The sequence below is a fragment of the Blautia schinkii genome (assembly GCF_013304825.1).
Taxonomy (GTDB): Bacteria; Bacillota; Clostridia; order Lachnospirales; family Lachnospiraceae; genus Blautia_A; species Blautia_A schinkii_B.
Genome location: NZ_JAAWUO010000001.1, coordinates 12,756 through 35,517, shown reverse-complemented (window position 1 = coordinate 35,517; position 22,762 = coordinate 12,756). Strand labels below are relative to the sequence as shown.

General features: G+C 39.9%; 18 protein-coding genes. 1 reads left to right on the top strand and 17 read right to left on the bottom strand.

Annotated features, from left to right (window positions below; translation table 11 throughout):
* Positions 1–145: 145 nt before the first annotated feature.
* From HFM85_RS00180 to HFM85_RS00115, 14 genes are all read right to left on the bottom strand, one after another.
* Positions 146–670 carry a hypothetical protein gene (locus tag HFM85_RS00180; protein WP_173736744.1) on the bottom strand — a complete coding sequence of 175 codons (525 nt, stop codon included), beginning with the start codon at positions 668–670 and terminating at the stop codon, positions 146–148.
* Positions 671–752: 82 nt separating this feature from the next.
* Positions 753–1,589 carry a hypothetical protein gene (locus tag HFM85_RS00175; RefSeq protein WP_173736743.1) on the bottom strand — a complete coding sequence of 279 codons (837 nt, stop codon included), beginning with the start codon at positions 1,587–1,589 and terminating at the stop codon, positions 753–755.
* Positions 1,590–1,643: 54 nt separating this feature from the next.
* Positions 1,644–2,270: a response regulator transcription factor gene (locus HFM85_RS00170; protein WP_173736742.1), complete on the bottom strand. Its 627-nt coding sequence runs from the start codon at positions 2,268–2,270 to the stop codon at positions 1,644–1,646.
* Positions 2,218–3,561 (bottom strand): sensor histidine kinase, encoded by a 1,344-nt coding sequence (locus tag HFM85_RS00165; protein WP_173736741.1) that lies wholly within the window; start codon positions 3,559–3,561, stop codon positions 2,218–2,220. The genes HFM85_RS00170 and HFM85_RS00165 overlap by 53 nt, the downstream gene beginning before the upstream one ends.
* Positions 3,558–5,126, bottom strand: coding sequence for a histidine kinase N-terminal 7TM domain-containing protein (locus tag HFM85_RS00160; protein WP_243873765.1), 1,569 nt, complete (start codon positions 5,124–5,126; stop codon positions 3,558–3,560). Before HFM85_RS00160 ends, HFM85_RS00165 begins: the two co-directional genes overlap by 4 nt.
* A gap of 210 nt (positions 5,127–5,336) precedes the next feature.
* Entirely contained in the window at positions 5,337–6,101 is a 765-nt protein-coding gene (locus HFM85_RS00155) for a DUF4428 domain-containing protein (RefSeq protein ID WP_173736739.1), read from the bottom strand.
* 269 nt (positions 6,102–6,370) lie between these two features.
* Positions 6,371–7,153: a hypothetical protein gene (locus HFM85_RS00150; RefSeq protein ID WP_173736738.1), complete on the bottom strand. Its 783-nt coding sequence runs from the start codon at positions 7,151–7,153 to the stop codon at positions 6,371–6,373.
* A 36-nt stretch (positions 7,154–7,189) separates the two neighbouring features.
* Positions 7,190–8,587 (bottom strand): DUF1254 domain-containing protein, encoded by a 1,398-nt coding sequence (locus HFM85_RS00145; protein ID WP_202020359.1) that lies wholly within the window; start codon positions 8,585–8,587, stop codon positions 7,190–7,192.
* A gap of 72 nt (positions 8,588–8,659) precedes the next feature.
* Positions 8,660–10,486, bottom strand: coding sequence for an alkyl/aryl-sulfatase (locus HFM85_RS00140; RefSeq protein WP_243873764.1), 1,827 nt, complete (start codon positions 10,484–10,486; stop codon positions 8,660–8,662).
* Between the two features lie 321 nt (positions 10,487–10,807).
* Entirely contained in the window at positions 10,808–11,590 is a 783-nt protein-coding gene (locus HFM85_RS00135) for a LytTR family transcriptional regulator DNA-binding domain-containing protein (protein ID WP_173736737.1), read from the bottom strand.
* An 87-nt stretch (positions 11,591–11,677) separates the two neighbouring features.
* On the bottom strand, positions 11,678–12,529 hold the full coding sequence (locus tag HFM85_RS00130) for a S8 family serine peptidase (RefSeq protein ID WP_330594650.1): 852 nt from the start codon (positions 12,527–12,529) through the stop codon (positions 11,678–11,680).
* Between the two features lie 107 nt (positions 12,530–12,636).
* Positions 12,637–14,229: a recombinase family protein gene (locus tag HFM85_RS00125; RefSeq protein ID WP_005428244.1), complete on the bottom strand. Its 1,593-nt coding sequence runs from the start codon at positions 14,227–14,229 to the stop codon at positions 12,637–12,639.
* Entirely contained in the window at positions 14,226–15,815 is a 1,590-nt protein-coding gene (locus HFM85_RS00120; protein ID WP_009245397.1) for a recombinase family protein, read from the bottom strand. Before HFM85_RS00120 ends, HFM85_RS00125 begins: the two co-directional genes overlap by 4 nt.
* Before the next feature lie 76 nt (positions 15,816–15,891).
* On the bottom strand, positions 15,892–16,059 hold the full coding sequence (locus HFM85_RS00115) for a hypothetical protein (RefSeq protein WP_009245398.1): 168 nt from the start codon (positions 16,057–16,059) through the stop codon (positions 15,892–15,894).
* Positions 16,060–16,402: 343 nt separating this feature from the next.
* Between HFM85_RS00115 and HFM85_RS00110 the strand changes: the two genes are divergently transcribed.
* A complete protein-coding gene (locus tag HFM85_RS00110; protein ID WP_005428247.1) occupies positions 16,403–18,646 on the top strand; it encodes a tetratricopeptide repeat protein in 2,244 nt (747 codons plus the stop codon).
* 545 nt (positions 18,647–19,191) lie between these two features.
* Here HFM85_RS00110 and HFM85_RS00105 read toward each other — a convergent pair.
* The 3 genes from HFM85_RS00105 to HFM85_RS00095 all read right to left on the bottom strand — a co-directional run bounded on the left by HFM85_RS00105 (position 19,192) and on the right by HFM85_RS00095 (position 22,756).
* Positions 19,192–20,286, bottom strand: coding sequence for a S8 family serine peptidase (locus HFM85_RS00105; protein ID WP_009245400.1), 1,095 nt, complete (start codon positions 20,284–20,286; stop codon positions 19,192–19,194).
* A gap of 115 nt (positions 20,287–20,401) precedes the next feature.
* Positions 20,402–21,922 carry a DUF6034 family protein gene (locus HFM85_RS00100; RefSeq protein ID WP_005428257.1) on the bottom strand — a complete coding sequence of 507 codons (1,521 nt, stop codon included), beginning with the start codon at positions 21,920–21,922 and terminating at the stop codon, positions 20,402–20,404.
* A gap of 192 nt (positions 21,923–22,114) precedes the next feature.
* Positions 22,115–22,756 (bottom strand): ABC transporter ATP-binding protein, encoded by a 642-nt coding sequence (locus HFM85_RS00095; RefSeq protein WP_009245407.1) that lies wholly within the window; start codon positions 22,754–22,756, stop codon positions 22,115–22,117.
* Between the last annotated feature and the right edge of the window lie 6 nt (positions 22,757–22,762).

Below are 22,762 nucleotides of genomic sequence, written 5' to 3'. Positions count from 1 at the left end.
GTTTTTATAAAGCGAAAAAAAAATGTTATTTTTTAAACATTATTGTTATTTTTTTAGCATAACCAACAATTTAAATCCTTCCCATTACAACCTCATTCATGAGCAATCTACTATTCTTTTTCTTCTTTCCCTCACAAAGCTTTTGTCATTGAATAAGACGCTGTCCGCAATACTCACAATTACTCAGACGGCCTTTTATTACCTGATTCTTTGCGCCACAGCCCGGACAGGTAACTGTTATATAAATCTTTTCATTTACGCGTCTGTTTGGTGCGGTAATCATAATAAATTTTCCTTCTCTGTCTACCTGGATATTTCTGATATATCCCCCGGCAATAAATTTTTCAAGTTTTTTTACTGCCCCTTTTCCCATCTCCTGCTCAAGCTTCTCAAATGAAACTGTATTCTGGGCATAAGATTCAAACCAGATAGCGATTTCTCCGGCTTTTTTCTTTTTCAATGCTTTCTGGATTCCCCTGAAAGTCGGATACAGAAACAACAGGCCAAGTATAACCTCTGTTGCTGCCATTCCCCATCGTCCCTCACCAATATACTTCTCCGATGCCCCAATGGCTCCCAGGGAAAAAAGTATACAGAAGCCACAAAGAACCCATTTCAGTTTTCCCAGTATTCCTGCTTTTTTATTCTTTTCTGTCAAAAAATCATTCATGCTTACTTCCTCTTTCTCTGATCGATCAAACTTCTGTGATATATTGGTGATTCTTCCGTCATCTCACACCAAACTCCTTCTTTCAGCCGGCTCCCAGCAGAAGCCATGCATCACCTGACGGATCATAGTAATAGACCACATTGTCTCCTACTGCATAATAATTTTCTTTTGTAAAATGATCCTCATGATCTGTTCCCAGAACAAATACCGGACAGTTTTTCCCCTCAATATACTCCTCAGTGCCTGTATACCACAAAGACATTCCAAGACCGAGATAATAGCTGACTTCATCTGTTTGCGAAAGCTGTTCCCGGGCAATCCTTATATCTAATTCCGTATCGTACTCTTCCTGAGCATACATGGAAAAGTCATAACAATAGGCTTCCTTTGCAAGATGTCCATCCTTTAATGACACCATTGGATGGTATTGCACATTCATATTCTGTTTCTGCACAGAAACCATCACAGTGGAATGAATCTCACTCATATTGCATCGCAGGATGATGACTTCATTCTCCTGTCCCATATACCATGGAGCATTCAGATCATCCGAATATTCCCCTTCTTCCGCAGCCTGAGCCGGATAGATACTGATCCTGCAATCATCCCCCGGAACAACGGCATAAATTTCAAAGCCTCCTGCATCAACAACTGTCCCATCCTGTAAAAACGGATATGCCGCTGCCAGTTCTTCCTGTCTGGTATATTCAAGTATCTCTGAAGCATCTGCAGCTTCATTTGTATATCCAAGAAATGCTATTCCGACCTGACATTCATTTTCCCTGATGATGTCCTGCAGAATTGCCAGGTTTTCTTCTGCCCCGGGCGTTTTGGCAGACACTTCTCTCATACCTTCACCATGCATGCCAAAAGAAAACAATACTACACAAACACATGCAGCAACAGAAATTTTTTTCATACTCTTATCTCCTCCTTTCTGTCAGGATATGTCTCTCTGCATTCTGCAGTTTTTCTATTTCAGTGTGGTTACAATCAATTTACTTTCCAGTGCAGCTGCTATCAGATCTTCTTTACAGCTGTATCCTGCCTTGGCAATCATTTCCTGGAAATTCCACCTTACCCCGGAAGTAGAGCAATCCATTCTTTTCGCGATCTCTGAATATGACATTCCCTGGATGTACAGGCGCAGCATCTCCAGCTGTCTCGGACTGATATCACCACTTGTGATCCAGTTAAGCTCTACCTTCGGTGTTACATCAGGAAATACGCGCTCGCCATTTAAGGTTCTGTAAATCACACTCTTTATTTCCTCTTCACTGTGATCCTTATACCAGAGACTGTCTGCACATCCGCTTTTTGCTCTTTCCAGCACCTTTGGATCGATCAGGGAGGTGACAACCAGCACCTTTGTATACGGATACTTCTCCCTGATCATTTTTCCTGCACTCAGCCCATCATGATTATGAAACGTCTGCACATCCATAATCACAAGATCAATTACCGCATAATCACAGATTTTTACAGCTTCACGGGCATCCGTGACTGTCTGGACATGTCGAAATTCCGGTTCCTGCATAATAATATATTCAAAATATTTCTGCATGATCTTCTGATCTTCTACTATCAATACCCGTACCATCGAATCTCATCCTTTCCGCCAGCGGCATCTTCAATATCAGACAAAACTCAGGGGAAAAAGAAACCTGCATCCTGCATTTCTCTGCTTCAACCGCTTTTCTCAGTGCAGACAAGCCACCGCCTTCTTCTGAATTTTTTTCAGGTACATCTCCATCATTGGTGATCCGTATATTATATTCATTTGCACATTTGTCTATCTTCACAAAAACAACACTGCCATGGGCATGCCTGGCACAGTTTGTCACACATTCACGGATTGCTCTGTCTGCCAGAAGCCTGTAAGCTGGATACATAGGAACGTTTCCACTGATCTGAACCGAAATTCCAATTTCTTCTGCATGTTTAATCGTATCCTCATACAGCTTTTCCATACTCTCAACTGCAGAACCGGTAAGAATATAAACCAGATGTTTCAATGCAGACAACTGTTTATCCATTTTATCCTGATTTTCTTTTCTTTCCAGTATTCTGCGTATTAGCAGAAGACTTCGGCCGAAGCTGTCATGAACCTGCATTTTCATGGCAAGTGTCTCCTGCTCTCTGATTTTATCTCCGATTTTTTCGTACATTTCCTCCAGCTTATGGTTCAGAATCGCCAGCTTTTCATTATTTGCCCTGATTTTTTCACCATTATAATATATTTCTGATACATTAACTGCAATTGTCTGACGGTATCCCGCAAAATCCGGCTCCTGCAGACGATATTCCTGGAACATCCAGACAGAAGCATCCGGAAAATAAAACACGTCACTGTCTCTGCTCAGTCTGAAAAAACCTTCCGCTGCCGGCTCATCATCAATCGCTTTTCGCAGTGTATCATAATCCTGCAGATAAGAACCCGTCATTACTTTGCACAATTCCTGCATCTTGGTATTGCATAAAATGATCCTTCCGAATGAATCCGAAAAACATACTCCGCAGGGAACGTCATCCACAGCTTCATTTACAGACCAATATGACAAGGAATGACTATATCTGCGTCTCTCGCTCCAGATTGCCCGGCAAAGATAAAATGTCAATGCAATAATCACTGCCGTTAAAAGACTAACCGGATAATCCTGAAGCATTGGATGATATGCACTTTCTCCCAGGCAATATCTGTGATCATTCATTAAAAGAAACATAAGGAAAAAGGAAACCAAAAAAACAGTCATTGCCGTTATAATTTTCTTTTTTCCGGAAAAACCGGTAATTCTTGTCAGCAGGAGAATAAATTCCAGAATCAGGCAGATTTCAAGAAGAATCATCAGGAAATTCTGCATTGCCATGCCACATTCCACAAAACTTTTCATCTGATGTCTTCCTTTCTTAATACGATACAACTAACAAACCATTCGTTTTCATCTTCCTGCTGCACTTTTAATTCCGGTCTTTCTGACATTAAAACACCCAGATCTGTTTCTGATACAATATGAACGGAAATCCGAAGAGCATCATCGATCTGTGACACCCGGTAAAATACAGACTGCATAACATCAGATAACCGTTCCACAAGCCATTCAAAGGTATCATAGCATTTTAGTATATCCTCTGCATTCAGCTGCACATTCCCTTTTTCCACGTAATACGCAGCCCGGATCCTACATAATTTTAAACTATCACAGGATTCCGCCAGACTTTGTCTTAGGTCTTCCATTGTAAGCAGATTTCTATCTGACGTATATTGTGTCAATACCAGATTTTTTCTCCGCTTCAAATAAGTACCAACCACTACAATTTTGCCGAGGATCCAATCATATTGTTCCCTTGATTCCGTCCTTTCCAGTTCATCCATCAGCTGTGACAGCAATTCCAGCTGTCCGGCAGTCTGATTCTGTATCATATTTAACAGGCGATTCTGTTCTTCTGCCTTTCTCCGTTCAGCCTCTTTCTGATAGGTTTTCTGCAGCAGTCTGTTTCTGGTCGTCAGTTCTTCCTGCTGTTCCCGAATATCCTGATATTGGTCCAACAATACTGAAATATCTTCCGACCAAAACAGATGTCCTCCTCTTATAGGAATGTGATTGATCCGGATTCCCTCTTCCTGCACAAATGATCTGTCAATAATAATTGCTCGCAGTTCAGGCGTAAGCTCAGGAAAATTCCCGGAATGATAATAACGCTGAAAAGAATAATCTGTGATTTCTGCATCCAGGCCTCCGGAAGTCTGGAATAATTCAAAATATCGACTGTTCGTCTGTATCAATCCGCACAATATACAGCCCTGATAAATTGCAGCCATTAAAAGGCAGCATACTGCCGTCATATCTCCTGCAATGACTTTGATAAAAGGCAGACGGAAAATGTTTCCGATATTCCATCCCAGAAGTAATATTCCCGGAATAAGCGGCATCCAGAACTGTTTCTTTCCCGGAATTCTGCTTTTTCTGATCAGAATAATTTCCATCCCTGTCAGACAGAGCAACATCCATGCCTGAATCACCATAAAAAGAATTCCATAGCTATAATCCATATCCGAAAACGGGGGCTGTTTGGAAAAGCGAAACACCAGCTGATGCAAATCGTTTGTAAAAACACTTACAATTAATACTGCCGCCACAATCAACAGCATTATGATTTTTCTGACTGTTTTCTCTTCATCCTTTTCAACAAAAAACAGTGCTGCTGACAAACCCAAAACCGGAATCAGAATCATCGGAACATAATACAGATACCAACAGATATGTTCTCCCAGAGGTTCATAAAAAATATGAAACTTTACTGTTCTTATGAAAAACCAGAACACCATCAGGCAGCCAATTCCAGTCAGACACCTGCGCATTTTTTTATGTACTACATGCTTTTCCAGATAAATCACCCAGGCACAGTACATGCCCTGATAAATACAGTTACGACACTGGTCTGCAAGATTTCTCATAAAAACATTTTCCGATTTCACCAGTCTGCAGATATAAGCCAGCAACACGCTTATCAGAATTACCCCATATGACAGCGTCCTCTTTTTGCTGTATTTCATAAAAATTCCTTTCTTGTCAATGCACTTTTGTAAATATTATACTGTAAAAGCTTTTACTGTCATATAGTTTTCATTAAATTTATTTATTTTCAGCAAGAAACAAGATCTTTCTTAAAATGGTCTCTGCATACCACAGTATTCACAAAACCTTCCCGTATTTTCTGCACCACACTGACATTTCCATGAACTGCCTTCCGACTGCCTTCCCACATTCATATTCATCCCTGTCATTCCCGGCTGCATTCCTTCGTTCATATTCATCCCTGCCATTCCCGGCTGCATTCCGGCTGCATTTGGTGTCAGTGCAGCAATTATCTGGTATCCTGTCTGCTCCACTTCCATCAGTTCGGCTCTTCTTTCACTGCTTATGGAGAAAGTATTCAATCGAAAATCCATATCATCAAACCAGGGTGTATTGACCCGGATACGCATGGTATAATCAAACTCATAGTTATATACCGGTGGCTGATAGCTTACGGTCTTTCCATCCTTTGTATATGTTTCCTCATTCTGCTGTCGATCCACCTCTACTCTGCACTGTACAACAGCTGATAAAGGAACTATATCCGGATTTTCACTGATATCCAGTTTTCGTGCAACAGTAAAGTTGTTCTTATGATCATCAATAAAAACAGTATAGTTTCTGGTATTGATCTGACGGGTTATGCAAAAGTCCATTACCGCCTTTTTGTTTTTTTCGCGATATTCCAACTGACGTTTTATATCCTCTACCGTACTGTTACGCCGCTCCTCAAACCATGGCGATAATTTTCTGGCACAATTTTTACACAGATTTCCGTCATCTAATTTTCTATTTCCCAGTAAACCTATTTTTTCTCCGCAGATATCACAGATCTTCTTATCAAATAATCCCATACCATACCTCTCTCTCCTTGACATAATTGTGTTCTTGTTTATCTTCATAATACGTGTATACTCAAATATTTACACTAGCATTTCTGACAGTAACTGAGCCCATATCGTTATCCGTGTTACTATTGGTAGTGTCTCTCCATGTATATGCTCCATACCAGGTGGTGAAAGATCCTGACCGTATCATAGCGACAAAAAAAACAGCCTGTATTTCTACAAGCTGTTCTTTGTCTATCTCACACTGCTTTCGCACTTTTTCCTCAGCATTTATTTTATTTACAGTCCGCAGGATTCCAGGAATCATTATCCAGTTTGTTCAGCATTTCCTTCAGCTCAACTGTATATGCCACCTTTACATCGCTGTCTTTTTTGACGATAAATTCAGATAGTCCATATTCTGAGCCGTTGTCTGCCCAGTCATATGTATATCCCAGTCTCGTCCATGGATATTTCCCGTCAAAATAACTGGAGATAATATTTGAATCAAACCATTCTTTATAGTCCTCATCAACTTCTTCTGAAAATGCATCTGTCATTTCTATTGTTCCGATATCTGAGACATATGCCGGGCGGAAAACGTCTTCCGGTTTTACCCACATAGCCGTAAAATAATCGGATTCATTATCCGGGCGCAGACCGATGAGTTCTTTTATTCTTGTCTGCCAGTCTGTCACATTCTCTTTATTTTTCTGATACCAATCTTCCAGTTCGCCGCCTGTAAACGTCCATACATTTCCCCATTCCAGTTTTACATCTGCGCCATCCGGATAACTGTCAGGATATTTATGAAATGTATAAAGAAGGATTCTGCCATCCTGATCGTAAACAGCATATGGTTGTCCCTCCTCCAGACTTACTACGGGAAGGATTTCATCCTTATCAATGATCATTGCATCTTCAACCGCATCATCGAAGAGAATCTGCTGATCCGTTTCACTTTCTGCTGAAATATCTGTTTCTTCTGCATGAACGCTTACCGTTGTTTTGCCTGACAATATAATTGCAGAAATCAGGATGCTGTTCACGATCATTATTTTCCATAATTTATTTTTCATATATTATCTTTCCTTTCTGTATAAATATGAAAATATTTAGTTCACATTTGATGGATAAATCTCAGTAATGGTCGGTGCCATCCACGTCTCCAGGGCGTCCATATCGGGCGTATAGATACGCATAAACAGATGGAAGCCTCCAGCACCCACAGGAAGCCAGTTTGTGGTGTCCTTTGGGGCATCTTCAGACAAAATAATATCAACGGAACCATCATCATTTGCCTGTAAACCGGAACGGTCATTTATGCAGTAACGATCAATAGGATTATCGATCAGGAAATCATCGTCCCCATATGCAGTCACAGACCAGAATCCCCCTTCAAGAACCTGCGGATAGCTTTCGAAATGAAGAATATATGATTTTTCTCCTGTGAGAGTATTTCCATCCGCATCCTGCTCTATCTTTGGATACAGCGCAACTTCAACTGTATTGGCACCAAGCCCTGCAAGAGCTACCAGTGCACGATAAGCATATTCTGTATTGAAATCTCCGATCGGTTCACCAAAATAGTCCCACTGACCAAGCTTTTTTGAGAATTTCTGGCCCTCTTTGATAAGCTTTAGCCGAACTTCTGTCAGCATTGTCTTCCAGTTTTCTGCAACATCACCGGTAAGAACAGAAGTGTCAAATTCCATACCAGGACCTATATTCACAGCTGCTATTTTTTCAAGCATTTCCTTATCTGCAGCTGCCGGAGGATTTTTTACCATCAACTCATTGGCCTTATTAAAAAATGTGATCGGATCCATGGAAAGAACCTTATCAACAGGAATATAATCATTCTCTTCGCTGTAGCTTCCCCTCGGAGGTTCATAAGTGTCTCCGGATATATAATCGGAAAGCGGCATAAGTTTCATTTTTTCCTGGATGGCATACACATTTGGAAGATCCTCTTCTCCTGATAAAACGATTCTGGTGATGGACCATGCCATAGATGTAGGAACATCTATACGGGTAACTCCCTCAGGCAGTTCCCCTTCCCACGTAGAAAGAGTAATTGCATATGCACCAGCCTTATCAAGAACCGCGGCAGTATTTGTCCATCCATCCAGTACCTGAACCTTACAAAAACGATCTGTTTCCGGAAGCTCATAGACCATCGGTTCCTCGCTCAGATCATACCATACCTGTGAATAAATCGTATCCACATTAGGAGTTACCACATTCCTGAATTGTGCATTTGCCAGTGCAACACTGTGTATAAACTGATTTACAGGTGCTTTTCCGGTAACAGCCTCCTCTGTGTTTGTTGCCGAAGTCTCAGTCGCATCCATAAGCACCAGTGGAAATGCATAAACATAAGCATCTTCCACAGTCTCCCATATATTTTCATCTGTCTCACTGTCAGCAACTGCTGCAAATACCTGCACATTGCTGGAATAGCCTGACAGCACCAATGCTGCGCTGGCTATAAGGGCTGCAAATCTTTTCATATCCATATCCTCCTGTAACCATTTATGATTTTTCGAAAATTCTCTAGCCACTCGCTTTACTCCATAAAAATTTTATGGCTCGATAATATTAAAATATTTATACTCTGAGGTAACAGTAACCGCATCCATCAATCGTGTCAGGCAGGTCTCATCACCCTCCTGCTGTATCAAAGCTGCAACATTCTCCGCGTTTTTCTGAACAATAGACAGCAATCCGGCACGTTTGGTAGTCCATGTCACATCAGCATCCGCATCCTGTGTATCTTTCTGATAAAGAAGTACGCCATTTTTCACACGGAGTACATAATTACCTTCCGGTAATATAAGATTTGCTGTAAATGTCAGATCCGGAACCTTCGTTGTATCTACAAGAATTCCCAGATAATCCAAAATCATTTCAGGTGTCATATGTGAAACAACATCACCGGTACCCTTACCTCGCGTTGCATCATCGGTATTTGTACCATTTCGCAGCTCCTGTGCAGCACAAAGGTAAGCACTGCGCCATGGACCTGATTCTGCCTGATATCCCAATTGCTCCAATGCATCCGCACACAGATAACGTGCATCCGTATTTTCCGGATCAGCAAAAACCAGCGTGTTGGTAATCTGGGCTACCCACTGATATTCTCCCTTGGCAAAATCTTCTTTTGCTTTTTCAAGAACCGCATCTGTATCACCGAAATATTCTACCAGCTTTTGGGCATAATCCGATGGTGTAAGTTCAGCAAGATGGACAGGATTACCATCATACCAGCCCATGTATTTCTCATATACTGCCTTCGAATTATGAGAAACTGTGCCATAATACTGACGGGTATACCAGACTTTCTCCAGTTCCTCGGGAAGCTGGATCATATTGGCAATCTCTGTTTCCGTATAACCTTCATTAATATAAAGCAATGTCTGGTCGTTAATAAACTTATATACAGCTGCAGTATTGGTCATATATTCCTGAATAGTATCATTTCCCCAATGTGGCCAGTTATGGGACTGGAATACCACCTCTGCCTTATCACCATAAAGAGCCAGAGATTCCATGATGTACTCTGCCCATGCGTTTCCGTCACGCACCTGGGCTCCACGGAGTGTATACAGATTATGGAGTGTTCCTGTACAGTTTTCAGCCATCCACAAAGCATTTTTCGATCCAATCCAGAAGTTCATCTCTGCCGGTGCTTCGGTTCCCGGAGTAAGCTGGAATTCAATTTCCACTCCATCAATAGTATGCTTCTCACCAGTTTGTGTGATTTCAAGTGTAGGAGAAATATAACTTGTGTTGCCCTTGGACTGTCCCATACCAATACCAATGGCAAGGGATCCTGTTTCACCACCCTCAAGCATTGTTCCATACTGGTAACTTGCCCTTCGTCCCATAGCAGTACCTGCATAAATATTCTCGCTGACAGCATACTTCTCAAAGCCTTCCGGTGCGATTACCTGCACATTGCCGGCTTGTACCTCTTCTTCTGAAACAATTCCCTTGACTCCACCGAAATGATCAACATGGGAATGGCTGTAAATCACTGCCTTTACAGGAAAAGTGCCTAGATTCTCTTCTACCAGAGCAAAGGCCGCTTGTGCACACTCTACACTCATCAACGGATCTACTACAATCCATCCTGTATCACCTTTTATGAATGTGACATTGGACATATCATAGCCACGCACCTGATAAATTCCATCAGTTACTTCAAAAAGGCCATAAATATGGTTCAACTGTGTGTCTCTCCAAAGGCTGGGATTCGCTGTATCCGGAGCGTCCTGATCCAGAAAAGCATATGCCGTCTGACTCCATACAACCTTCCCGTTTTCATCACAAATATCCAGAGTATCCGAAGAAGCAAGCAGACCTTTGGTCGCATTCTCAAACTCTGTAGTATCTTCAAAATCCAGCAATGCCTAGACTTCCTGATTTGCATCAATTGTATACTGGGTAGCCGGTTTGCTTTCCGCTGTTAATTCTGATGCTGCAATTGCGGTTGAACTGCCACAGACAGTCATGGTAAATGCCAATGCGGCGGTAATTAAGGCTGTTACTTTTTTCTTTTCATGATATCTTCCCCCTTTATCTTATAAAAATTTCAAATATTCTCTGCTGTCTGATATTTCCTTCAGTGCTTGCTTAGTAATTTGTTTATATAATAAAATGTCGCTTTATTCCAGTAATAGACATGGAACCAAACGACATCCAAGTGGCTTAAAGCAACATGTTTTTAGTTATTTTGTACAACTTCCCAGGTATGTATTCCATATTTCATGGACATTGTTGCTAGTATCAACTGCCTTAATCGTATCCAGATCAAACAAGATACAGACACAATGCCCCTTAAATGTAGGAAAACAAATTACCTTCAGGGTTCTGTCCACTTCCGGGCTATAATCCATAAGTTCCAATACTTCTCCATAAAGTGCCGAACGTTCATAACTTCGCAGCCATTTCGAATCCATATTGGCAAACAGACTTCTAAAAGATTTTCCCAACAGCTGATCCAGTGGAAGCTTTTCTAATCTGGCAAGTTCCTGATTTGCATAACGGAAAATCCAGTCTACCGCATGTCTTTCTTCATTAAACATTATTTCTATATCCGTAAATGCAATAGGCAGATATTCAAAAGAACTATAATGGCGGCAATATTCTTCTTCTGTAGCCGGAATACCTTTTTTTCCAAAAGCGTGAATCATTTTTTTCTGCTTTTCCTGAATCTCAAACACTATTTGTTTTTTCTTACGAACAGTATATAACAATTCTTCTCCATCGCTGAGATTTACCGTATCCGTCACATCATGGACAGCCTTTACAGACACAATACAGCCTCTGTGTATTTTTACAAATTCTTCCTTTAATAATCCTTCCAGATTTTTCAAGGTAACCCGCGTCTCGTATACTCTTCCCCCAACTATATGAATCTCCGCAATTTTTCCGTGCATTATAATATAAAGAATCATATCCGAATCCAAAGTTACATTTTTTCTATCTGAAGTTATATTAATAAGTCCCATTCTCGTTATCCTCACATCCCGTTCTGGCATTACTGCACTTATTATATCAGCTTCCCTCTGATAATGGTTATAAAAATTTTATATTTCTCATATTTCAGGAATACTCCCTGAAACGCAGAGTATCCCCCATCCCACCTCCACATTCGGATACTCCTCATACCCGCCCACTCTCTGCGCACCTTTCCGCAGGTAGGCCTTTACCTTTTCCCCATAAAGAAACGGATCATTTCCTTTCACGATTCCCCACTCCATAAGCAGTGCTGCGCTTCCGCTGACAAAGGGTGCCGCAAAGGAGGTTCCGGTAACAGTGGCGTAGCCTCCACCGGGAACCGGGGCGGAGACGGATACGCCGGGAGCTGCGAGGTCAGGCTTCCGGATCGGCAGGAACTGACTTCCCCTTCCGGAAAAATCTGCGTAGGCATTCAGTCTGGAATCATAAGCTCCAACAGAAATAACTTTTCCGGCAGTGGAAGGAATCGTCAGGGTTCCCACTGCCCGAGGAAAATAAAATCCGGTTCCGCGGTTCAGTACATTTCCGCCCGGCAGCCATAGAAAATACTGACCGGAACGCACATGTTTTCCACTTAAAAGAACTTTCCAGACACCGCTGTCCACATAATTACCCACAGGAATGAAATCTATGTAGATCTCCTGAGACAGCTGATAGGGACCAGGTTTTCCATAATAGATCAGAAGCTCTGTATTTTCCAGCAGATGTCGCTGTGGGCCCAGCCTTTCATATAATGGACCGATCCGTTCTCTGGACGGACTTTCCAGATAAATTTCCATCTCATCTTCATAATCCTTCCATAACTGTACATTCAATGTGGGCTCAAAAGCTCCCACCGCCAACTGGATTTCTTCTGTTTTCCCCTGCTGCAGGATTCCGCCTGCATGCCAAGGCTGGCTGCCGTTATTCCCGGTTCCTGTAACGATCACAGTCCGCCCTATGGCCGCAACAGTATCAATGTAATTTTCCAGAAGGGAATCCCCTCTGTGTGTTCATTATAACTAGGGGAAAATTACTGTAAAAAAATTTGCAGTCTTTACACTGCCTGTTTTTCTACCGGATAAGGCGACTGATACTTAAATACAATATCAATGCTCTTATCTCCATTCACAACAATTTTTTCAATCAATTCTGTCACAATTTCTCTTGTCACTTCGGATAATGTTCCATACTTGATAAATTTCTCTATCCAGTTTTCATAAGATTCTTCTGCCTCTCCAAAGCTGTCTTTCTCTTGTTCTGCCAACTGAATCTTCGCCCTGATATCTTTATCCTGCTTTTCATATTCTGCCTTATAGGAGAGATATTCTTCTTTATCCAGAACACCATCTACATAATTTTCGTAAGTTTTCTTTTTATACTTTTGGACAGCCGCAAGTTCTTTTTGTAACCGTTCAATCTGCTGGTCTGCTTCTGCACATCGTCTCTGCACCTCCTTCTTCCTATCTGCTACTTTTAATATTTCATCCTTATCACTTTCTTTCAGTGCCAGTTCCGCTTGTCTTTGGATTTCATTTTTTACAATAGAATCCAATACTTCTTTTTTAATGAAATGAGAATAACAAACTGTGTTTCCTTTTTTGTGATAGGTACCGCACTCATAACCGTCCCGACAAGTAACCCTCTGGAAATTATATCCGCAATCTCCACAAACAATAATTCCTGCGTATGGATTTACCTTTCTCACTTCGCTATTAAATCCCGGTGTCCGTGTTCTTTTCTTCATAAGTTCCTGTACCTGCTCAAAAGTATCTTTGCTAATAATTGCTTCGTGCATTCCTTCCACAATATACTGCTGTTCCTCTGGAATATATTGATACTTTTCCACTTTATAGGATATCTTTTCTGATTTATGCTGTACCATAGCCCCTGTATAAACTCTGTTTCGCAAAATTACATTGATCGTAGGATATGCCCAGCCCTTTGCACCCGCTTTTTCTAATGCATTGGCATATTTCAATCCCTGCACCTTTCTCTTATACTCTGACGGTGTCAGAATTCCTTCCTGATTCAGTTTCTTTGCAATACCATCCCTGGAATATCCTTCCAAACTCATATAAAAGATTCTCCGTACCACTTTAGCTGCTTCTTCATCTACAAGAAAATGATGCTTATCTGCCGGATCTTTTACATATCCATATGGGGCAAACCCAGACATAAACTGTCCCCGTTTCTTCTGGGCGGTCAATGCACCTCTGATTTTCTTAGATATATCACGACTATACATATCATTAAACAACGTCTTAAACTGTGCCAATTCTTCATTACTGTGATGAACAGAATCCACGCCATCCAAAATTGCAATATAACGCACACCCAAAGATGGAAAAACACGCTCAATATAGTTACTGGTTTCAATATGTTCACGCCCAAGCCGGGAAATATCTTTCGTAATAACGCCTTGAATTTTCCCTTTGTAGATATCCTCCATCATCCGCTGAAATTCCGGTCTATTCGCAAAATAAAGCCCCGAATAACCGTCATCAATATAAATATCTGCGATTTCCAGATCCTCTGATTTAGTCACATACTCACGAATCAGTTTCATCTGATTTTCAATACTCTCACTAACTTTATTCTCTCCATCATCCTTCGACAGACGACAATATACACCCATCTGATACATCATATCACCCCATCTTTCTCAAGTATTCTATCTGGTGAACTCTCTACTGAAGCAAACTTAAAATATATATCTATTTTCTGCTCTGGATATACATAAATTTTATCAACTAACTCCACAAGCGCTTCTCTGGTAAGCTGCTTTACCGTTATTCTTCTGCGATTAAAGTGCTCCAACCATATCTTTGTTTCATTGACCGCCGCCCGCTGCCTTTGCTCTTCATGGTTCAGTTCTGATAATTCTTTTTGATATTTCTGATTCTCTGTTTCATACATCTGTTTTAATTCCAGATATTCCTCTTTGGAAAGTACTTCATCCATAAACTGTTCATATGCTCGTTTCCGGTATTCCAGATTTCTTTCTATTTTTGCCTGCAATTTTGCAATTTTACCATCCAGTTCCGGCTGTTTCTGTCTGATCTGAGTTTCCAGATTCTTCATATCCATCTTCATCTGTTTCAATTGCTGGTTGATTGCAAATACAACCAGTTCATCCAGCTTTTCAAATGTAATATGATTCAGCTCACAGTAATTCTGCCCCTGCTTCTGATGAAAACCACACATATATCCGTCATAGTCTTTATGAGATGCCAGATAACGTTTTCGCATGGCTGTTTTACATTTCCCACAAAAGAGCAGTCCCACATATTTATGTGGTTCATTGTTTTTATCAAAATAGGAAACTCTGCGCCCCTTTCTTATTTGCTGAACCCTATCAAACTCTTCTTTAGAAATGATTGCCTCATGTGCATCCGGCACCAGCTCCATTTCTTCCAGGGGAATTGCCTTTTTGTATTTCAGCTTATAAGACGGTCTTTCATGTTTCCGAATCACAACCGCCCCAGTATAGACCGGATTCTTTAAAATTCCACTTACAGTAGACGATGTCCACAGACCTTTTCCCGAATCCCATACATAATTGGTTTTTAAAACTTCCTTTTTATATTTTGCGGGACAAGGGATTTCATCTTCATTCAAAGTCCTGCAAATAACCGTACAGCCAAATCCATTTTGATACATTCTGTAAATTCTTCGAACAACCTCGGCTGCATAAGGATCAATTTCCAGATGATTATGAATTGTTTTACTTTTCACATATCCAAAGGGGGGCTGTTTCGGAGTATATTCGCCCATACTTCTTTTGGTCTGAATCGTTGTCTTAATCTTTCTGGATGTATCTCTCAAATACATATCATTCAGCAAAGTTTTTATTTCTAACATTTCATCATAAGTTCCAACGGCTGAATCATAATTATCCAGAATCGAAACAATCCGAATCTGTTTCTCCGGGAAATATTTGCCTAGATAATAGTTGGTATCAATATGTTCTCTTCCAAGTCGAGATACGTCCTTAAAAATCACCATATTGATAACACCAAGCTCAATATCTGCCAGCATCCTCCGAAATTCAGTTCTTTCAAAATTACTTCCAGAAGCCCCATCGTCTACATAAACTTTTTTCTCTGCAATATCTTTATTCTCTGCAATATAATCTCTTGCCATCTGAATCTGAGAGTGAATACTATTGCTGTATTCACCCTCTTTATTTTGCTCTTCAATGGAAATTCGGCAATAAATTCCTGCCTGATACATTCTATCCCTCTTTTCATCGGTCTTGCGTAGTCATTGTCTTTAATTGTCTTTATTTTACAACAAGAACTTAAGAAAATCAACCTGCAATTTTTCGTTCAGTAAGATTCTGAATGCACTGGATCAATGTCTTTTCCCCATTAAAATGCACTCGAATCTGATATCCTGCATGTTCATAGCTTACATTCTCTTTTTGGATTTCTTTTTTTGTATCCAGAACTTCTACAGAATCAAATAACGTATTCATGCTATATGCCTCCTTCAGCATACAGTTCTCTCTACATCCTATGCCGGCAGGATTGTACAAAAGTTCTGTATGAATTGAATTCGGCTTTCGAAAGCCTGATTACATTCTAAAATTATTCTGCACCAATCACATTGAATTGAAATTGACCGCAGATTGAGTTTTTAAGATTCATTTTCTTCCTATACAGTATCAATTCCTATTGTCCGGAACATTTGTTCGTGTTATAATAAAAAGACTTTAAGAATATAAAACACGAAAACCAAAGGAGGGATTTCTGTTGGAACGATGTGATTTTTCTTCTATTAGCACATGCCTAAAAAATCAAATCAGTGAAAGCAATCAGATGAACCAACCTGATTTTTTATACGAATTATTTGAAGATTTTATGAATGATCCGATAAATGAAGATTTTTCTATGGATAATGGTCTAATTTGCCGCTGGATAACCGGACAAGCAAAAATCAGTCCCAAAATAACCTCATATTATGCAAAACCCAGCAATCAGAAAAAACTGGCAACAACCATTCAGCGGAACTTACTTCCCTTAATGGCAGACTGCAACATGGTTATACAGGACATTTACACGTTATTCATACAGGACGATACGATTTCGGATACAAAAAAGCAGGAACTTGTATCTCTATATAAACCTTCTGATTCAAGGCTGTTGTTTTTAGCAAAAGTACTTTCTTTTGGTATGGAACGGCAATTTATTAAACGTGATACAAGAAATCAAAAACTGATTGCAGGAGGTGTTCTATCTCCGATTGTTCTGGATTACATTATGGACAGCGAAGTCCCAAAACCATGCCGTCATTTTCTAGGAAGAGAAGAAGAACTGGATGAACTCCATACTTTGTTTGAAGAGAACCGACATATATTTCTTTATGGAATTGCCGGAATTGGAAAAAGCGAGCTTGCTAAAGCCTATGCAAAGCAATACAGAAAACAGTACACCAATATTCTCTATATGGAATACACCGGTAATCTATATCAAGATATTGTAGACATGGATTTTATTGATGATCCACCAGAAATCAGTGAGCAGGAACGTTTTCAAAGACATAACCGTTTCTTACGCTCTTTGAAATCTGATACACTGCTGATCATAGACAATTTTAATGTCACATCCACACAGGACAGTTGCCTGTCAGTCGTATTAAAATACCGTTGCCGGGTTTTATTTACAACCAGAAGCCAACTGTCTGAATACTGTAGTTTTCAATTAAAAGAACTGAAAGATATACCCACTCTTTTTCAACTGACATCTGTATTTTATTCAGAAGCAGAGGAAAACCGGGCAATCGTAGAAAAAATCATAGAAACTGTACACTACCATACTTTTGCTGTCGAACTGGCAGCCAAACTTCTGGAAAATGGAATTTTAACTCCAGAGCAATTATTGATAAAACTTCAAGAGGAAAAGGCTTCTCTTCATAATGAAGATAAGATTAAAGTAATGAAAGATGGTCAGAGCAAAAAAGCCACCTATTACAACCATATCCATACCCTGTTTTCGTTATACTCCTTATCACGGAAACAGCAGGATATTATGTGCAATATGTGTTTTATGCCTTCATCTGGTATTTCTGCCCGTATATTTTCCAAATGGCTGGAGCTGCCTACTTTAAATGACGTGAATGATCTGATCGAGACAGGTTTTGTACAGTCAAGTCTCCGGCATACTATTTCTCTGCATCCAATGATTCAGGAAATTGCAGTTTCCGAGACCGCACCTTCTGTTACAAGCTGCCACACGTTATTGGATTCTCTGCAAAAAATATGTTTGATGCATGGCATTGAAGTTAGCTATTATAAAAAATTATTTCAAACAGTAGAAAACATCATGCTTTTCATTGAAAAGGACGATATTCCCCAATACCTGTTATTTTTAGAAGATGTTTTTCCATATATGGAGAAGTACCACTATCAAAAGGGTATGAAAAAAATCATCCAGGAACTACAGCATTTTATAAAAGCAAATACTTACGGGACTGCATCTGACCGTGCCTTACTATTGGATTATCAGGCAACTCTGGAACCCAAAACAGAAAAAGCGATAAAATTAGAAAAAGAAGCACTTGCTCAAATAAAAGAAACCACAAAAGAAAATGCCCACCTGGTTTCCAACCTCCATTCCAATCTTGGAGGGCTTTACCGAATCAACGGACAACTTGATCTCGCTAAAAGGCACATGAAAATGGGTATCTCTCTTTTACAACAATACCAGCTTCTTTATACTAATGACAGTATTCCTCAGATTAATAATTATGCTGTCCTCTTAATTGAAATACAAGAACCTGACCTTGCCCTGTCTGCTCTTCAGAAATTAGCACAGATTATCAAAGAATATAATTCAAACCACTGTTTGGATTATGCCCAGGTACAGGAATCCCTTGGAAGTATCTGCCTGATCACTGCAAATATTTCGCAAGCGAAAACCCATTTTAAAAAAGCCTTGAAAATTTATGAGGATATATGGGCAGACGAACCCGAATTGATTGAAGAAAAATATCAAGCAATTCAAGAATTGTATCCACAAGCTGGAATTGCTCTGGCAAAAAGTATTCTTCTCACCAAGCACTAACGGTTCCTACAAACACTTGTAAAATATATTGCCTCAATAATGTAAACGCCTAGTTTTGAGATACACTCCAAGACTAGGCGCTTGTCCATTTCCATTTTTTCTTAGACATGGAGCGTTTACATAAGGATCACTTTTCTTTTTTTGACACTTTTCGCTCCTCCTATCTCAAATTTTTTATAGTCTAGGTATATTGCCTTCATCAATGCCTGAGAACTTGTAAATATGCTCCTCTGCTTGTTCAATCTGCGATACATTACAATCATCTCGTCATCAACCTACTGTTTGATACAATATGTCAAATGCATAGTGGCTCAGTTCTATTAGAAATTTATATCTCTAACTCCGCACCAATTCTAAAATTCCTTTTGAAAGGCGATATACTTATTTGTCTTATAAGCAGTGGGTGTATAAACGTTATGAATGATGAACCCAAAAGGCAACAGATAATCCCTGGAAAATACTTTTTATATTCACACAACATTTTACAAATTCGATACCATGTTTTCCCATTTTCTCTCATATCCAATTGCCATCCTCACTATTCGTTAAGCAAAATATTGACAAACAAGCTCATATATATCCTCTATATTGTAAGTTATTCCTATTCGATCTTCTGCATACAATTCATACATATTATTTTTACGCACAATATACATATCTATATCTGATGCCTTACTACTTTCAAATATTTCTTCCTCTTGATTCAAAAGAATAATATCAGGTTCATAAGCTATATATACTGTATAAAGGATATCGTTCAATGACTCATTGGAATCGTCATAATATTCTAAAGGAATTACATTTTCATCTAAAGGATTTTTCTGCAGATTTATTGCGTAATAACCGTTCTGACTAAACATCACTTTTAGCTGTATCATTTCCTCGTAATCTAAATCAATACCGGCAATTACCGGTATCTCTATATTGGTTTTATCCCTTATTACATTTTCTAGTATATCCGGATAATCAGATTTATGCGTTGCTATAGTCATCAAAAAGTCCATAACATCATCAAATCCTGCTGTGGGCTTTCTGTTTAAATATGTAGCAATATGTCCAGTGACAACAGGAGCCGCATAACTATTGGCTTGATTTACGATCCCATTCCACGAAAAATTTGCTATAATAGAATTCTCAATATTATAACCTTTTTGTTCTTGAAACAGAATTTGACCATTTCCCAAAAGACCATAACGATCCTGCCTGACACCAAAAACACCTGGATATGCAGCTGGATAAGTCTTTATATTTCTGTTATGATATGCTGCTACTATAATCGCATCAGCATCAAGTAATCTTTTTATTTGAATCCATAAGGGTTTAATATCAAAATAATTGATTGTTCCAAGACTCATGTGAATTAACTTTATTTTATTTTGAATACACCATTCCAAAGCTTCCAGCAAAACTGTGATCTGTGTTGTTCCTGCAGAGTCAGTCACATTCAAGTCCCATAATTCTATATCACTACATATGCTTGTGATAATTCCGACGCATACAGCGCCATGGAATGATTTATCGTCTTTATACTCACTTGGATCGCATTTAGAAGCCAAAAAAGATTTATGAACAATCCTTTGATTCCTGTTATTTCTCATATGATAAGGTATACCGTTATCAATCAATGCGAGCTTAATCATTTGCACTATTCCTATTCTTACCTGTTATATATCCAAGCCAAATATCGCATATTTATTATTCTCATGATAAACCTTGTAATTCTATGGTCAATAAAAATTCAAGTGTCGCTGAACCCTAATATGCTTCTCCAATCACACTGCCATCATAAGCATTGATCACATAAGAAAGCTCCTGTAGAGAATTTCCACCAATACTTTCCCTGACAGTAAAAATCCATGCTGGAACCAACCATGCGTGTTTCGGCTCCTGATAGGCTGTGGTATAAGTATACTGCAATTTTGCGTTTACCACATCATACTCCAGTGCGGTAGTGTCGTTGGCAGACTGGCCTTTTCCGGAATACCAATAAAAAATCTGATCTGTCAGCTTTGCCTGTATTTTTTCAAAAGGCAGAAGCTTTGTATTTTCCGTCACCGTACAGACTTCTTCCGATATCCCATCCCATTTAAAATATTTAATTCCTTCCTCTGTTATCAGAATAGAGATTGTTTCTACCTGGAACGGAGGCACATAACTATCCACTGTTTCTTCCGCAACCACGCCATCAGGAACTGAAGTAATACCCTCTACACTTTTCGAAAAACAATACAGATATCCCGGTAATCCTCTATCCAGATCTCCCTGCCACAAAGCATCACTACCAAGTCCCAGACCATTGCGCTCTGAACATGCGCCATTCGGGAACCACACGGTACGATCAGAATCTACAAGGCCCATTCCATCGATACCTAAATCCTCTAAAACTTGTTCTGCCTGTTCCTTTCCATCTTCCTCTGTAAAGGTGATCTTGTCCATGCACTTTCGATACGCATCTGCCAGTTCATGAAATTTCTCTGTATAGCCGTTGGTATCCATGCCAAAGCTACTGTAATACTCACTCTGCATTTCCTCAGTTTCTATTGTTTCTTCTTCTATAAAATTAGAACCCTCCATCCAGAGAAAACTACTGTCATTGTCAATTTCCTGATTATACCGCTCTGCTTCTATATATGCCTTCCTGTCCTCGCCCACATCTGCAGTAAAATAATCCTCTGTATCTGTGTTTTCCAATTCAGTACTCATCCAACTCCGTGCCGCTTCCACACCGTGATCCTCTGTTTTTTTTTGAAATTTTATCTCCATCTTTTCCGGTGCAGACGCTTCATCCGGTGCAAGCTCCATCCCCTCTCGGGTTGCGTTTTGAATCCCTGCAATCGATGTAGAATATGCTGATTGCAAGTAACTTCCTTCCTTGCTGGAAATCCTGTCTAACACTTCCTGATACGCATCCTTTGTCACCATCTGTGGCATATATAGTTCCTCACCGTCCGTAAAATAATCAATCAATCCATTCAGTTCTTCCTGCGTTAACTCGTGATTTTGCATCTCTATGACTGGAAGATTGCCAATGCTTTGTTCGCCCAACTTAATATCTGCCTGGATAACCACACGGTCGTTGCTTTTCTTTTCTTCAAATTTCCAATGCGTTGGAACATTTGTCTCTCTCTTTTCTCCTTTTTTAAGAGGTTCACAGACAGCCGCCTCGCTAATCCCATCCACTTTGCTGACTACCGAACTCTCCTCTGGTGTTTCCTGACAGCTGGAAAGAATAATACACAACGCACCTACCATAATTGCTAGAACACTTTTTTTCATTTTTCCTCCATATATCTTATAGAATTGTCGCTTTTTCACGAAACTTCAATTATAAACTCTTTAACTTATAAATACCTTCCTGACACTATTAACGTTTTCGTATATTTTTTAGAAACAGACTACCTTATTTATTTTAATGTATAAGGCAGTCTGTTCTATGTACTAGTAACTATAACTTGTTCCCCCGTATTTTTATTTTATCTGCGTCAGGACACCTGCATCCATCTCACAGATCGTATCGCAGAGCCATTCGATCTCCAGCATGTTATGTGCTGCGATAAGAATAGTCTTCCCTCGTTCCTTTAATCCCCGCAAAAGCTCGCAGACCTCTCCTGCCCCCTGCTTGTCCAGACCATTAAAAGGCTCGTCCAATATCAAAAGCTCCGGATCTTCCATGATTGCCTGTGCGATACCAAGACGTTCACGCATTCCAAGAGAATACTGTCCTACCTTCTTTTTAGACAGAGGATCAAGCCCTAGGGCACGCATCGTCGCCCTCACATCGTCATCGGAAATACGGTGTTTCAGAGACGCCAGTCTCTTTAAATTCGCAAAACCGCTGAGATCCAGAAAGAAGCCAGGGTTTTCAATGATAATGCCTACGGAATCTGGAAAGTCCAGCTCCTTCCCGATCTGTTTTCCCCCTACGAGCACTGTGCCGCTCTCAGGTTGTAAAAATCCACAGATGCATTTAAACATTACGGTTTTCCCTGAACCGTTAAACCCCATAATCCCATGAATCTTCCCTTTTTCAAAATCATGGGTAATGTTCTTTAATACTTTTTCTTTTTGAAAGGATTTTGTCAGTCCCTTCAACCTGATTGCATATTCCATTTTGCC

Bases quoted from the DNA above. Each gene is read 5' to 3' on its own strand.
- HFM85_RS00095 (WP_009245407.1), bottom strand. From the start codon at position 22,756: ATGGAATATGCAATCAGGTTGAAGGGACTGACAAAATCCTTTCAAAAA.
- HFM85_RS00145 (WP_202020359.1), bottom strand. From the start codon at position 8,587: ATGAAAAGATTTGCAGCCCTTATAGCCAGCGCAGCATTGGTGCTGTCA.
- HFM85_RS00100 (WP_005428257.1), bottom strand. From the start codon at position 21,922: ATGAAAAAAAGTGTTCTAGCAATTATGGTAGGTGCGTTGTGTATTATT.
- HFM85_RS00160 (WP_243873765.1), bottom strand. From the start codon at position 5,126: ATGAGAAATCTTGCAGACCAGTGTCGTAACTGTATTTATCAGGGCATG.
- HFM85_RS00120 (WP_009245397.1), bottom strand. From the start codon at position 15,815: ATGTATCAGGCAGGAATTTATTGCCGAATTTCCATTGAAGAGCAAAAT.
- HFM85_RS00155 (WP_173736739.1), bottom strand. From the start codon at position 6,101: ATGGGATTATTTGATAAGAAGATCTGTGATATCTGCGGAGAAAAAATA.
- HFM85_RS00115 (WP_009245398.1), bottom strand. From the start codon at position 16,059: ATGAATACGTTATTTGATTCTGTAGAAGTTCTGGATACAAAAAAAGAA.
- HFM85_RS00105 (WP_009245400.1), bottom strand. From the start codon at position 20,286: ATGATTAAGCTCGCATTGATTGATAACGGTATACCTTATCATATGAGA.
- HFM85_RS00150 (WP_173736738.1), bottom strand. From the start codon at position 7,153: ATGAAAAATAAATTATGGAAAATAATGATCGTGAACAGCATCCTGATT.
- HFM85_RS00135 (WP_173736737.1), bottom strand. From the start codon at position 11,590: ATGGGACTTATTAATATAACTTCAGATAGAAAAAATGTAACTTTGGAT.
- HFM85_RS00170 (WP_173736742.1), bottom strand. From the start codon at position 2,270: ATGGTACGGGTATTGATAGTAGAAGATCAGAAGATCATGCAGAAATAT.
- HFM85_RS00180 (WP_173736744.1), bottom strand. From the start codon at position 670: ATGAATGATTTTTTGACAGAAAAGAATAAAAAAGCAGGAATACTGGGA.
- HFM85_RS00110 (WP_005428247.1), top strand. From the start codon at position 16,403: ATGAACCAACCTGATTTTTTATACGAATTATTTGAAGATTTTATGAAT.
- HFM85_RS00175 (WP_173736743.1), bottom strand. From the start codon at position 1,589: ATGAAAAAAATTTCTGTTGCTGCATGTGTTTGTGTAGTATTGTTTTCT.
- HFM85_RS00125 (WP_005428244.1), bottom strand. From the start codon at position 14,229: ATGATGTATCAGATGGGTGTATATTGTCGTCTGTCGAAGGATGATGGA.
- HFM85_RS00165 (WP_173736741.1), bottom strand. From the start codon at position 3,561: ATGAAAAGTTTTGTGGAATGTGGCATGGCAATGCAGAATTTCCTGATG.